We start from the raw sequence: 13,838 nt of genomic DNA, 5'->3' as shown, positions 1-13,838 counted from the left end.
GCCTGCCGCGCCCTTTTGTCCTGATCGAGACGTCACCGATGAGCAGCTACACCGCCCCGCTTTCCGACCTCCGTTTCGCCCTGCACGACGTGCTCAAGGTCGAACCGCTGTTCGCCCGCCTGGGTTTCACCGACGCCACCGCCGACGTTGTCGATGCCGTGCTGGAAGAAGCCGGCCGTTTCAGCGCCAGCGTGCTGGCTCCGCTCAACAGCGTGGGCGACGAGATCGGCTGCGTGCTCGACCAGGCCACCGGTGAAGTGACTACTCCGCCCGGCTTCAAGCAGGCCTACGACCAGTTCGTCGATGGCGGCTGGACCGGCCTGACCGCCGCACCGGAACTGGGCGGCCAGGGCTTGCCGCACACCCTGGGCGTGCCGCTCAACGAGATGATCAACGCCGCCAACCTGGCGTGGGGCAACTTCCCGCTGCTCTCCCACGGCGCCATCGAAGCACTGAAGCAGCACGGCGAAGCCTGGCAGCACGACGCCTTCCTCAAGCCGCTGATCGAGGGTCGCTGGACCGGCACCATGTGCCTGACCGAACCGCATTGCGGCACCGACCTGGGCCTGCTGAAGACCAAGGCCGAGCCGAATGCCGATGGCAGCTACTCGATCACCGGCACCAAGATCTTCATCACCGCCGGCGAGCACGACCTGACCGAGAACATCGTGCACCTGGTGCTGGCCAAGCTGCCCGACGCCCCTCCGGGTGCCAAGGGCATCTCACTGTTCGTCACCCCCAAGTTCAAGGTCGACCGCGACGGCAACGTCGGCGAGCGCAATGCACTGCGCTGCGGCTCGATCGAGCACAAGATGGGCATCAAGGGCTCGGTCACCTGCGTGATGAACTTCGACGGTGCGCAGGGCTACCTGGTCGGCCAGCCGCACAAGGGCCTGCAGGCGATGTTCACCATGATGAACACCGCACGCCTGGGCGTCGGCCTGCAGGGCATCGGCCTGTCCGAACGCGCCTACCAGAACGCGCTGAAGTACAGCCGTGAGCGCCTGCAGTCGCGCGCGCTCAGCGGCGCTAAGTTCCCGGAGAAGGCCGCCGACCCGATCCTGGTGCACCCGGACGTGCGGCGCATGCTGCTCACCATCAAGTCGCTGGTCGAAGGCAGCCGCCTGCTGGCCCTGCACGCCGCCACGCTCATCGATGTTGCGCACAGCGCCGACGATGCCGCCGAGCGTGAGCGCGCCGACACCCTGGTCAGCTTCCTCACCCCGATCTCCAAGGCCTGCCAGACCGAATGGGGCATCGAGAACACCTACAACGCCCTGCAGTGTTTCGGTGGCCACGGCTACATCCGCGAGCACGGCATGGAGCAGCTGGCCCGCGATGCGCGCATCACCACGCTGTATGAAGGCACCACCGGCATCCAGGCGCTGGACCTGATCGGCCGCAAGACCGCCTCCAGCCAAGGCGCCGGCCTGAAGCTGATGCTGGCCGAAATCGAAGCGTTCGCGAAGGAACACGAAGGCAACGAGGCACTGGCCGAGTTCATCGGCCCGCTGCAGGCCAAAGCCGCCGAGTGGGGCAGCCTGACGATGGACGTGCTCAAGCGCGCCGCCGGCAACCCGGACGAACTGGGCGCAGCCAGCTACGACTACCTGTTCTATTCGGGTTACGTGGTGCTGGCCTACTGGTGGGCGCGCAGCGTGGCCGCCGCCGACGCCAGCGCGCACGGCGCCGACTTCGCCCAGGGCAAGCGCGAAACCGCCCGCTTCTACTTCGCCCGCGTATTGCCGCGCACCCTGGCTCACGCCGCCGCCATGCAGGCCGGCGCCGCCCCACTGATGGCGATGGACGACGAGCGCTTCGGCGCCTGAGCCCAAGGGGTCAGAGCCCCCGCGATGTATCTGGAGGAGAGCCCCCCTTTGTTAAGGGGGGCGCGCCAACGGCGCGGGGGATAGGGAACAGGATAGGCCCCGCGGTTTGCATCGCAAACCGTGGGAACGTTTGGGGGCCAGTTAGAACTGGCCACCAAACGTAAATTGCAGGCGCTCGATTTCGTCGCCGTCCTTCTTCTTCAGCGGGAACGCGTAGCTGATCGAGATCGGGCCGACCGGGGCGCGCCACAGCAGGGCCACACCGGTGGACACGCGCAGTTCGTTGGCCTTGACGTTGCTGGTGCCGTTGTAGACGTTGCCGAAGTCGACGAAGGCCGACACACGTGCCGACGGGCTGTCGAACAGGCGCGGGAAGTACGCTTCCACCGAACCGACGGTCTTCACCGAGCCGCCCAGCGGCTGGCCGTTCGGGTAACCCGAGGTCGCCTCGCGCGGGCCCAGGGTGTTGTCTTCGAAGCCGCGCACCGAGTTGGTGCCGCCGGCGTAAAAGTTCTCGTAGAACGGCAGGCCCGTGGCGGTCACCGTCTTCACGTAGTCCGACGAAGCCGGGGTGCAGTCCACGGTCTGGGTCGGGTTCGGATTGTCGGTGGTAGACGGCGTGTAGCAGATGTTGCGGGTGTAGTCCTTGCCGTAGCTGTCGCCGTAGCCGATTTCGGCGCGGGTGTTGATCACCAGCGACGGCATGATCGGCCAGTACTTGCTGATCTGGTAGTTCAGCTTGAAGTACTCGACAGTCGAACCCGGCAGCGTGGTTTCCAGGCCGATGCGCTGGTAGGTACCGCGGGTCGGCATGAAGTAGTCGTTGCGCGAATCGCGCGCCCAGCCCAGCTCCGTGCGCCAGGCATGGAAGGTCTTGCTGCCGATGGCGTTGATGTAGTCGATGATCGACTCGGGGGTGGAACCCGGGTACGTCGTGATCTGGTTGCTGTCGATGCCGAACATCAGCGAAACGCTGTCGGTCTCGGTCAGCGGCACGCCGAACACCACCTGTGCCGAACCATTGGTGCTGTTGTACTGCGCGGTGTTGAAGTCGGAGTAGTCCAGTTCGCGCCAGGACAGGTTGTAGCCCAGCGACACGCCGTCATCGGTGAAGTACGGGTTGGTGTAGCTGAAGCCGTAACGCTGCAGGTAGCTGCTGCGCGAGGCTTCCACCGACACGCGGTTGCCGCCGCCGAGGAAGTTGTTCTGCGACAGCTGCACCGACGTGGTCATGCCGTAGGACTGCGAGTAGCCCAGGCCGAACACGAAGCTGCCCGAGGTGGTTTCCTTGACGTTGTAGACCACGTCGACCTGGTCGTTGCTGCCACTGACCGGCGGGGTTTCAACGTCCACCGACTCGAAGTAGCCCAGGCGCTGCAGGCGGATCTTGGAGCGGTCGATCGCGGCCTGCGAGTACCAGCTGTTCTCGAACTGGCGCATTTCGCGACGCATCACTTCGTCGGAGGTGCGGGTGTTGCCCTTGAAGATGATCCGACGCACCGACACGCGCGGGCCGGGGACGACCTGCATGTTCACCGCGACGGTCTGCTCGGCACGGTTGGTGGTCGGGATCGGGTTCACCTTGGCGAACGCGTAGCCGATGTTGGACAGCGAATTGGTGATCGCGTCGGAGCTGAACTCCAGCAGCGCACGCGAGAACGTGTCGCCGGCGCGCTGCACGACCATGCGCTCGACATCTTCCTGCGGCAGGACGGTATCACCGCTGACCTTGATCTCGGAGATCTTGTACTGGTTGCCTTCGGTCACGCCGGCCGTCACGAACATGTCGCGCTTGTCCGGGCTGATCGAGACTTGGGTCGAGTCGATGCTGAAGTCGACGTAGCCGCGGTCCAGGTACCACGAGTTCAGCTTTTCCAGGTCGCCGGACAGCTTTTCCTTGGAGTACTGGTCATCGCGGCGGTACCACGACGCCCAGTTGTGCTCCTTGGATTCCCAGGTTTCCAGGATGTCCTGGCTGTCGTATTTCTCGGTACCGACCAGGTTGACGTGCTGGATCTTGGCGGCCTTGCCTTCCTTGATCGCGATGGCGATGTCCACGCGGTTGCGGTCCAGCGGGCTCACCGTCGGGGTGATCTCGACGTTGTACTTGCCACGGTCGTTGTACTGGCGGCGCAGTTCCTGCGTCACGCGGTCCAGGCTCAGGCGGTCGAAGGTGCCGCCCTCGGTCAGGCCGATGTCGGACAGGCCCTTGAGCAGCTGGTCGGACTTGATGTCCTTGTTGCCGGTCACGGTCAGCTTGTTGATCGCCGGGCGTTCCTTGACGGTCACGACCAGGATGTTGCCCTGGCGATCCAGCTGCACGTCTTCGAAGAAGCCGGTCTTGTAGAGGGCGCGGATGGTCTCGCCGACCTTGCTGTCGGTGACCGTCTCGCCACGTTCCACCGGCAGGTAGGTGAACACCGTACCCGAACTGATGCGCTGCAGGCCGTCGACGCGGATGTCGCTGACAGTGAAGGGCTCGGCTGCCTGGGCCAGGGCGGGAGCGCCGGTGACGGCGGCGAGGGCGAGGGCCAGCAGGCGGCGATTGGGGAGTCGCGTCATGTCACGTCCGGTAGGAAGGTCGATTTCATTGGTACGGGATGCCGGCGCTGTAGACGCCAAAAACGTGGAAAAGTTCATCGCGGGACCAGGCCGAGGATGTCGTTGTAGAACGCCAGTCCCATCAGCCCGGCCAGCAACGCCAGGCCGATGTACTGACCTGCGGCGATGGCACGCTCGCTCAGCGGGCTGCCCTTGACCAACTCGATAAGGTAATACAGCAGGTGCCCGCCGTCCAAGATGGGAATCGGCAGCAGGTTGATGATGCACAGGCTCAGCGACAGCAGGGCAAGGAACTGCAGAAACCAATCGAGGCCGCGTTTGGCCGAAACATTGGCCACGCGGGCAATGGTGACCGGGCCGGAAACGTTCTGCAGCGAGGCTTTGCCGGTGACGATGCGGGCCATCATGCCCAGCGAATCGGAGGCCAGGCGGCCGGTTTCGCGCACGGCCACGGTCACCGCATCGAGCGGCCCGTAGCGCATCAGGGTGTCGTAGGCGGGGCTGAAGGCGCCCGAGAAGCCCACGCCGATCTGCCAGACCGGCCTGCCCTGGCCGTCCTTGCCCGCGCGCGGGGTCACTTCCAGCGCCAGGCGCTCGCCACCGCGCAGCACTTCGATCATGCCCGGGCCGCCACGGCGGCCCAGTTCCTGGATCTGCGCGCTGACCTGGTCGGCGCCATCGATGCGCTGGCCGTCGATGGCTACGATCAGGTCACCCGGCTGTAGCAGGCCGGCCACGGCCGAATCGGCGGTAAGGCTGTCCACCTGCGCCGGCTGCAGCGATGCCTGCCACTGCAGGCCGGCCAGGCTCGGCACGCGGCGTTCATCGAAGCCGGCCGGCAGCTGCGACAGCGGCAGCGTGCGCTTGCGCACCTGGTCGCTGCCGTCCAGTACCTCCAGGGTCACGTCACGCCGGTCCATCGCCGCCGCGGTCAGGGCCATGCTGGCATCGCCGAGGGTGACCACGTCGCGGTCGTCCACGCGCAGCACGCGGTCGCCGCTGGCCAGGCCGGCGCTGGCGGCGATGCCGGTGGTGCGGCCGATGGTGGCCGAATAATCCTGCTTGCCGATCACGAACATCGCCCACAGCAGCAGGATGCACAGCAGCAGGTTGGCGATGGGGCCTGCGGCGACGATCGCGATGCGCTGCCAGACGGTCTTGTGGTTGAAGGCCTGCCCGCGCTCATGCGGGTGGACCTCGACCTCGCGCTCGTCGAGGAACTTCACATAGCCGCCCAGCGGCAGGGCAGCGATGGCGAACTCGGTGCCGTGCTTGTCGCGGCGCGACCACAGCGGGCGGCCGAAGCCGACCGAGAAGCGCAGCACCTTCACCCCACAGAGGCGGCCCACCGCGTAGTGCCCGAATTCGTGGAAGGTGACCAGCAGCCCGAGGCTGACGATCATCCACCAGACCGATCCGATGAAGTCAGTCATGCAGGCTCACGGTGGCGGTCAATGGCAGCGGCGTCATGCGGTATGGGCGTGGCGTTCAGGCGGCGTCGATGGCGTTCAGGGTCAACTGGCGGGCCCGTTGGTCGGCGGACAACAGGCCGTCCAGTGTATCGGCTGCTTCGGTCGGCAGTGTTGAAAGAGCGTTAGCAACCAGCGCGGGAATGCTCAGGAAACCGATCCGGCCCTGAAGAAACGCTGAAACAGCCTCTTCATTGGCCGCGTTCAGCACCGCCGGAGCAGTGCCGCCGGCCTGCATCGCCTGCCAGGCCAGGGCCAGGCAGGGGAAGGCCTCGGTGTCCGGGGCTTCGAAATCGAGCCGGCCCTGGGCCAGCAGGTCCAGCCCGGACACGCCCGATTCGATGCGCTGCGGCCAGCCCAGGCCCACGGCCAGGGTGGTGCGCATGTCCGGCAGGCCCAGCTGGGCCAGAGTCGAGCCGTCGACGAACTCGACCAGCGAATGGACCAGGCTCTGCGGGTGGACCAGCACCTCGATGCGTTCGCCGGGCACCTTGAACAGGTGGTGCGCCTCGATCACTTCCAGGCCTTTGTTCATCAACGTCGCCGAATCGACCGAGATCTTCGGGCCCATGGACCACTTCGGGTGGGCAACGGCCTGGGCCGGGGTCACCTGCTCCAGTTCGGCGCGGCTGCGGCCACGGAACGGACCGCCCGAGGCGGTCAGCAGGATCCGGCGCACGCCGGCCCCGTCCAGGCTGGCATCGCGCGAGCGCAGGCACTGGAAGATCGCGCTGTGCTCGCTGTCGATCGGGATGATTTCGGCGCCGGCACGCTCGGCGGTGCGGGTCAGCAGCTCGCCGGCAAGCACCAGCGATTCCTTGTTGGCCAGCAGGATGCGCTTGCCGGCGGCGGCGGCCGCCAGGGTCGAGGACAGCCCGGCCGCACCGACGATGGCGGCCACCACGGTGTCGCAGGCATCGCTGGCGGCCAGCTGGTCCAATGCGGCAGCGCCGGCGTGCGCCTCGGTGGCCAGGCCGGCGTCGCGCAGGCCGTCACGCAGCTCGGCGTACAGGCTCTCGTCGGCGATGACCGCATGCGCGGGGCGGTGCTGGCGGCACAGCGCCAACAGCGCCTGCAGTTGGCGGCCGGCGGCGAGCACGGTGGCCTGGTAGCGTTGCGGGTGGCGGGCGATCACGTCCAGCGTGGAGGCGCCAATCGAGCCGGTGGCGCCGAATACGGCGACCCGGCGCAGGTCTGCAACAGCATCCATGGTCAGAATCCGAAGATTTCCTTGCCCAGCGCGAACACCGGCAGGGCAGCCAGCACACCGTCGACGCGGTCCAGCACGCCGCCGTGGCCAGGAATGAGGTGACCCGAATCCTTGGCGCCGGCATGGCGCTTGATCAGGCTTTCGTACAGGTCGCCCAGCACCGAGGCGAACACGGCCACCACCGAGGTGACCAGCAGGCCCGGCAGGTGCGCGACGTCCACGCCGGCCAGCCAGCCCAGGCCGACGGCCACGGCGACACCGGCCAGCAGGCCGCCGAACAGGCCTTCCCAGGTCTTGTTGGGGCTGATGCGCGGGGCCAGCTTGTGCCTGCCGAAGTGGCGGCCGGCGAAATAGGCGCCCGAATCGGCGGCCCAGACCAGCGCCAGCGCAGCCAGCAGCCACAGGTGGCCGTTGTGGCCCGGCGGATCGCCGCCGGCATGGATCAGCACCAGCGAGGCCCAGGCCGGGACGCTGGCGAGGGTGCCGGCCAGCAGCTTGAGGATGCGGGCCGGGCTGCCCGGCTGCGCGCCGAAGGTGAAGAAGCGCAGCCAGACCAGGGCCGCCAGCCACCAGGCCACGCCAACCAGGGTCGCCAGCTGGAACAGCACCAGCGAACTGCCATCGGCCCAGACCATCAGCACCATCAGCAGCAGGTTCAGCACCAGCAGCACGGTACGGGCCAGGGTGTCTTCGATGCCGGCCAGCTTCAGCCATTCCCACAGGCCGATCAGGAACACGGCGGCGGCGGCGGCAGCCAGCCACTGGGTGGGCAGCAGCAGGATCGCGGCAATGGCCACCGGCGCCATGATCAGCGCGGCGAGAACTCGGGTTTTGGTCATGGGCTGGGCGTCTCGGTGGCCAGGGCGGCGATCTGGGCGCTGGTCAGGCCGAAGCGGCGTTCACGGCTGGCGTAGGCGTCCAGCGCCTGCTGCAGCTGCCCGGAATCAAAGTCCGGCCACAGTGCCTCGGTGAACCACAGTTCGGTGTACGCCAGCTGCCACAGCAGGAAGTTGCTGATGCGGGTATCGCCACCAGTGCGGATGAACAGGTCCGGCGGCGGCAGGTCGGCCAGGGCGACCTGGCGGCCCAGCAGCGATTCGTCGATCTGCTCGGGCAGCAGGCGGCCGGCAGCCACTTCCGCGGCCAGCGCACGGGCGGCGCGGGCGATGTCCTGGCGGCCACCATAGCTGGCGGCGATCGACAGGGTCAGCGTGGTGTTGTCGGCGGTGCGCTGTTCGGCCAGCTGCATGCGGCTGACCAGCCCGGCGCCGAAGCGCTCGCGCTCGCCGATGAAGCGCACGCGTACGCCACGGCGATGCAGCTCGTCCACTTCACGGTCGAGGGCGCCGAGGAACAGCTTCATCAGGGCATCGACTTCTTCCTGCGGGCGGCCCCAGTTCTCGCTGGAGAACGCGAACAGGGTCAGCGCCGGAATGCCCAGTTCAAGGCAACGGTCGATGGTACGGTTGACCGCGCGCGCGCCGGCACGGTGGCCGATCACGCGCGGGCGGCGGCGCTGCTGTGCCCAGCGCCCGTTGCCATCCATGATGATGGCGACGTGGCGGGGCAGGGCGGCCGGCAACGGAGGCGGGACTGAAGGCATCGACTTCAGACCGACAACAGTTCCTTTTCCTTGTCGGCGACGACCTTGTCGACGTCCTTGATGCTGCTGTCAGTCAGCTTCTGGATGTCGTCTTCGCCGCGCTTCTTCTCGTCTTCGCTGATCGCCTTGTCCTTGACCAGCTTGGCCACTTCCTTGTTGGCGTCCTGGCGGATGTTGCGGATGGCGATCTTGGCGCCCTCGCCTTCCTTCTGCACCTGCTTGGCCAGCTCCTTGCGGCGCTCTTCGGTCGGCGGCGGCATGTTGATGCGGATGGCCGCGCCCAGCGTGTTCGGGGTGAACTCGTGGTTGTACAGGCCCTTCTCGATTTCCTTGATCATGCTCTTGTCGAAGGGCGTGACCAGCAGCGAGTGGGCATCGGCGTTCGAGATCGACGCGACCTGGTTCAGCGGGGTGCTGGCGTTGCCGTAGGCATTGACCGTGACGCGGTCCAGCAGGGCGGGAGTGGCACGCCCGGTGCGGATCGAGGTGAGGGTGTGCTTCAGAGCGTCGATGCTCTTGGCCATGCGCGTCTGCGCGTTGTTCTTGATGTCGTTGAGCATCGCCCGGGTCCTGGATGTAACTGGAATCGGGCGATTATAGGCGAATACGGGACGCTGACGGGCCTGGATCGGCCCGCAGCACGCCTGCCGCTCAGGCTCAGGCCGGATCGCGGCCCTGGACCAGGGTGCCGATGTTGGCGCCGCCGAGGATCTTCAGCAGCTCGCCCGGCTGGCCCATGTCGAACACGCGCATCGGCAGGTCGCTGTCACGGGCCAGGGCGAAGGCCGCGGTATCCATGACTTCCAGGCCGCGGCGGATCACTTCGTCGTAGCTCAGGCTGTCGAAGCGGACCGCATCGCTGTGCTTGTTCGGGTCCTTGTCGTACACTCCATCGACCTTGGTGGCCTTCAGCAGCAGGTCCGCGCCGATCTCGATCGCGCGCAGGGCGGCGCCCGAGTCGGTGGTGAAGAACGGGCTGCCGACGCCGGCGGCGAAGATCACCAGGCGGCCCTTTTCCAGGTGGCGGATGGCGCGGCGGCGGATGTAGTCTTCGCACACGTCGTTGATCTTGATGGCGCTCATCACGCGGGCCTTGGCGCCGAGCTTCTCCAGCGCGTCCTGCATGGCCAGGGCGTTGATGACCGTGGCCAGCATGCCCATCTGGTCGCCGGTGACGCGGTCCATGCCGCCTGCGGCCAGGCCGGCGCCGCGGAAGATGTTGCCGCCGCCGATCACCAGCGCCACTTCGGCGCCCGCCTGCTGGGCCTCGATCACTTCACGGGCCAAGCGGTTGATGATCTTCGGGTCGATGCCGTAGTCCTCATCTCCCATCAGCGCCTCCCCGGACAGTTTCAGAAGGATGCGGCGATAGGCGAGCTTGGACATAGGGACCTCGTGAGCGTGGAAATCGCGGGGATTCTACGCGCATGCGGCGCGCGGCCAAAGTATTTTGTGCACTGCGGCGCAGAAGGTCGCACTGCCCCGTTCAGCCGGAGCAGCGGGTTCAGCCCAGTTCGGCGCCTGCGGTGGCAGACAGCTCATCATGCCCCAGTTCGCCGGGCGAGCGCGCGATGACGCGGTTACGGCCCAGGTTCTTGGAGCGGTACAGCACGTCATCGGCCGCCCGCAGCAGGTCCTGCACGCCGGCAAAGCGCTCGTAACCGCCCTGGGTGGCCACGCCGGCGGAAAAGGTCACGAACAGCGGCCCGCCCTCCAGCTCGACCATCGGGGTGGAGACGATGCTGGCCAGGACGCGGCGGATGACGTCCAGGGCCACCGCTTCGCTGGTGTTGGGCAGCAGCGCGACGAATTCTTCGCCGCCGAAGCGGGCCACGGTGTCGCTGTTGCGCAGCTGGCCCTGCAGCTTGCTGGCGAACACGCGCAGCACCTCGTCACCGGTCAGGTGGCCGTGGGCATCGTTGATCTTCTTGAAATCGTCCAGGTCGATGAAGGCCACCGACAGCGGCCAGCCCTGCCGGCCGGCGCGCTGGAACTCCTGGTCGAGCACGGTTTCCAGCTGGCGGCGGTTGAGTACGCCGGTGAGGGCGTCACGGTGGGCCTGGTCGGCCAAGCGCTTGGCCCGCGCCTCGAATTCGTCGGCGCGGCGGCGCGCCTGCTCGGCATCCTGCATTTCGCGCAGGTTGCGCAGCGTGGTCAGTTCCTGTGCGTGGTCGATCAGCTCGCGCACGCGGGAGGGCGAGCTGAGGCCGGTCTCGAACAGGCTGGCGATGTCCGGCAGCGCGTCGCTGATGCGCGCCAGCATCTGGTCGAAGCGCGCGCTGTCCAGCTGCAGGCGCTCGTGGACCTCGTGCAGGGCGCGTTCGCGCGCGCCGTCGGCATCCTCGTCCAGCCAGATGTCGGCGACCGCGCCTGAGAGCTGTACGCAGGCCTGGAACGTGTTGTCGGTGGCGGGCTCGGACTCGCTCAGGCGGATGCTGTCCACCAGGTAGCGCGGCAGGCCCCACTGTTCGGCCACCCAGGCGCCGACGTCGGCGTGGGTGCAGCCCAGTTCCTGGCGCTCGCGGGCGAGCAGGTCCAGGTTGCCGCCGGCTTCGCGCAGCAGGGGCAGGTAGCGCTCGGATTCGGCCTGGGCCAGGCACAGTACGCCCATGTCCTGCAGCAGGCCGGCCAGCATCAGCTCTTCCAGCCGGCGCAGGCCGCGGGCCTGGCCCAGCTGGCTGGCGGCCAGGGCGCTGAGGATGCTGCGCTTCCAGGCGCGCTGGCGCAGGTCGTGGTCGGCGCCGCTGCCGCCGGTCAGGCCCTGGGTGACGGTGAAGCCCAGCGCCAGGCTGATGGTGGCGTTGAGGCCGAGCATGGTCAGTGCCTGGCCGAGGTTCTCGATGCGACGCCGGCTGGCATACAGCGGCGAGTTGGCGATGCGCAGCATGCGAGCGCTCAGCGCCATGTCGATGGCGATGATGTCGGCGGCGGTGGCGATGTCCGCTTCCGGGTCCTGGGCCAGTTCGATGATGCGCAGGGCAATACCGGGAGGCGAGGGCAGGTTGCGGCACAGCGCCAGGGCAGCAGTCAGCTCAGGAGGCATGTCGGATCGTTCAATTCCATTAGGACAAGAATACCTAGGGATACATCACAGTCTGCGACTTTTGTTCCTGTTATGCGATTGCGTATTCCCCTGTGTCGAGTATCGGCTTGAATGGCGGATAACGCAAAGATCCTTGTCCTGGATGTGCGCACCAGCGGTGCGCACCCATAGATGAGAGGGGTGTGCGCACTAACAGTGCGCACCCACAGGTCTGAAGGCCTCGGGTCCACGGGCCCACAGGCATAAAAAAAGAGCCGCGGTTTCCCGCGGCTCCTTCTGGTCGTTTCGCAGCCGGTGGGCTGGAATCAGACCTGCATCGCCTTGGCAACTTCGGCGGCGTAGTCTTCAACCACCTTCTCGATGCCTTCGCCCACGACCAGCAGCTGGAAGCCAGCCACGTCGGCGCCGGCGGCCTTGACCACCTGCTCGACGGTGCTGTCGCCCAGCACGTAGGTCTGGCCGTACAGGGTCACTTCGCTGACGATCTTGTTGATCTTGCCGGCGATGATCTTTTCCAGGATGTCGGCCGGCTTGGACTTGTCCTTCTCGGACATCTTGGCCAGTTCGATTTCCTTTTCCTTTTCCACGAACTCGGCCGGCACATCGGCAGCCTTGTTGTGCGGCGGCTTCAGCGCAGCCACGTGCATGGCCAGGCCGCGTGCCAGCTCGACGTCGCCGCCGATCAGGTCAACCAGCACGCCGACCTTGCCGTTGGTGTGGACGTAGGCGCCGACGTTGCCGGTGGTGTCGACCTTGACCAGGCGACGGATCTGGATGTTTTCACCCAGCTTCTGGATCGCGGTGGCGCGGGCTTCTTCGACGGTTTCGCCGGAGGCCAGCTTGGCGGTCTTCAGGGCTTCGGCGTCAACGGCGCCCGATGCCAGAGCGGCAGCGGCGACGGAATCGACGAAGTTCTTGAAGTTGACGTCGTTGGCAACGAAGTCGGTTTCCGAGTTGATCTCGACCAGCACGGCCTTGCCGCCGTCCTGGGCCAGGCCCAGACGGCCTTCGGCGGCCACGCGGTCAGCCTTCTTGTCGGCCTTGGCGGCGCCCGACTTGCGCAGGGCTTCAGCAGCGGCGTTGATGTCGCCGCCGGCTTCGGTCAGCGCCTTCTTGCATTCCATCATGCCGGCGCCGGTGCGCTCGCGCAGTTCCTTGACCAGGGAAGCAGTGATTTCCACGGGATTACCTCACGAAAGAAAGGGGTTGGGCCGGCATGGTGGCCGGCCCGTGTGACAGTGTCCGGTCGCCGCGCCAGTGGCAGCGGTCAGGACAGGTGGGCGCAGGGCGCCCACCGGGGCCTGGATCAGGCCTGGGCTTCGCCCTTGTCAGCAGCAGCCTTCTTGGCCGGTGCGCGACGGGCCGGCTTGCCTTCTTCGGCGGCAGCGGCTTCGGCGAACTCTTCTTCACGCACCGAAGCAGCGTGCGGAGCAGCAGCCTTGCCTTCCAGCACGGCGTCGGCAGCGGCGCGGGCGTACAGCTGCACAGCGCGGATGGCGTCGTCGTTGCCCGGGATCGCGTAGTCGACCAGTTCCGGGTTGTAGTTGGTGTCGACCACGGCGATGACCGGGATGCCCAGCTTCTTGGCTTCCTTGATCGCGATGTCTTCGTGGCCGATGTCGATCACGAAGATGGCGTCCGGCAGACGGTTCATGTCCTTGATGCCGCCCAGCGAGGCCTCCAGCTTGTCGCGCTCGCGACGCAGGCCCAGCACTTCGTGCTTGACCAGCTTCTCGAAGGTGCCGTCGGATTCACCGGCTTCCAGTTCCTTCAGGCGGGCAACCGACTGCTTTACGGTACGGAAGTTGGTCAGGGTGCCGCCCAGCCAACGCTGGTTCATGAACGGCATGCCGCAACGCTCGGCTTCTTCACGGATGGTTTCGCGCGCGCTGCGCTTGGTGCCCAGGAACAGGACGGTGCCGCGCTTCTGGGCAACCGACGAGATGAAGTTCATCGCGTCGTTGAACAGCGGGACGGTCTTTTCCAGGTTGATGATGTGGATCTTGCCGCGGGCGCCGAAGATGTACGGAGCCATCTTGGGGTTCCAGTAGCGGGTCTGGTGGCCGAAGTGGACGCCGGCTTCCAGCATCTGACGCATGGTGACCTGGGGCATTGCAATACT

The 13,838-nt window shown here is 66.7% G+C and carries 11 protein-coding genes; 1 reads left to right on the top strand and 10 read right to left on the bottom strand.

Annotated features, from left to right (window positions below; genetic code table 11):
* Positions 1-38 precede the first annotated feature (38 nt).
* Positions 39-1,829, top strand: a complete 1,791-nt coding sequence (locus tag DCO49_RS04810) for an acyl-CoA dehydrogenase C-terminal domain-containing protein (protein WP_116863049.1) — start codon at positions 39-41, stop codon at positions 1,827-1,829.
* Positions 1,830-1,970: 141 nt separating this feature from the next.
* Here DCO49_RS04810 and bamA read toward each other — a convergent pair whose 3' ends face one another.
* The 10 genes from bamA to rpsB all read right to left on the bottom strand — a co-directional run bounded on the left by bamA (position 1,971) and on the right by rpsB (position 13,829).
* Entirely contained in the window at positions 1,971-4,391 is a 2,421-nt protein-coding gene (gene bamA, locus DCO49_RS04805) for an outer membrane protein assembly factor BamA (protein WP_116863048.1), read from the bottom strand.
* A 74-nt stretch (positions 4,392-4,465) separates the two neighbouring features.
* Positions 4,466-5,824, bottom strand: a complete 1,359-nt coding sequence (rseP, locus tag DCO49_RS04800) for an RIP metalloprotease RseP (protein ID WP_116863047.1) — start codon at positions 5,822-5,824, stop codon at positions 4,466-4,468.
* Positions 5,825-5,879: 55 nt separating this feature from the next.
* Positions 5,880-7,070: a 1-deoxy-D-xylulose-5-phosphate reductoisomerase gene (locus tag DCO49_RS04795; RefSeq protein WP_116863046.1), complete on the bottom strand. Its 1,191-nt coding sequence runs from the start codon at positions 7,068-7,070 to the stop codon at positions 5,880-5,882.
* 2 nt (positions 7,071-7,072) lie between these two features.
* Positions 7,073-7,909, bottom strand: coding sequence for a phosphatidate cytidylyltransferase (locus DCO49_RS04790; RefSeq protein WP_116863045.1), 837 nt, complete (start codon positions 7,907-7,909; stop codon positions 7,073-7,075).
* Positions 7,906-8,673: a polyprenyl diphosphate synthase gene (uppS, locus tag DCO49_RS04785; RefSeq protein WP_116863044.1), complete on the bottom strand. Its 768-nt coding sequence runs from the start codon at positions 8,671-8,673 to the stop codon at positions 7,906-7,908. The genes DCO49_RS04790 and uppS overlap by 4 nt, the downstream gene beginning before the upstream one ends.
* A gap of 5 nt (positions 8,674-8,678) precedes the next feature.
* Positions 8,679-9,233: a ribosome recycling factor gene (gene frr, locus DCO49_RS04780; RefSeq protein ID WP_108768305.1), complete on the bottom strand. Its 555-nt coding sequence runs from the start codon at positions 9,231-9,233 to the stop codon at positions 8,679-8,681.
* 97 nt (positions 9,234-9,330) lie between these two features.
* Positions 9,331-10,059 (bottom strand): UMP kinase, encoded by a 729-nt coding sequence (pyrH, locus tag DCO49_RS04775; protein WP_079221256.1) that lies wholly within the window; start codon positions 10,057-10,059, stop codon positions 9,331-9,333.
* Positions 10,060-10,177: 118 nt separating this feature from the next.
* Positions 10,178-11,716 carry a GGDEF domain-containing protein gene (locus DCO49_RS04770; RefSeq protein ID WP_116863043.1) on the bottom strand — a complete coding sequence of 513 codons (1,539 nt, stop codon included), beginning with the start codon at positions 11,714-11,716 and terminating at the stop codon, positions 10,178-10,180.
* 305 nt (positions 11,717-12,021) lie between these two features.
* Positions 12,022-12,897 carry a translation elongation factor Ts gene (tsf, locus tag DCO49_RS04765; RefSeq protein WP_116863042.1) on the bottom strand — a complete coding sequence of 292 codons (876 nt, stop codon included), beginning with the start codon at positions 12,895-12,897 and terminating at the stop codon, positions 12,022-12,024.
* 125 nt (positions 12,898-13,022) lie between these two features.
* Complete coding sequence (gene rpsB, locus DCO49_RS04760; RefSeq protein WP_116863041.1) at positions 13,023-13,829, bottom strand: 30S ribosomal protein S2; 807 nt, start codon at positions 13,827-13,829, stop codon at positions 13,023-13,025.
* Positions 13,830-13,838: the final 9 nt, after the last annotated feature.

It is taken from the genome of Stenotrophomonas sp. SPM (assembly GCF_003105135.1).
GTDB lineage: Bacteria > Pseudomonadota > Gammaproteobacteria > Xanthomonadales > Xanthomonadaceae > Stenotrophomonas.
Note: the sequence above shows the minus strand (reverse complement) of the source record. Positions and strands in the feature narration are given on the sequence as shown.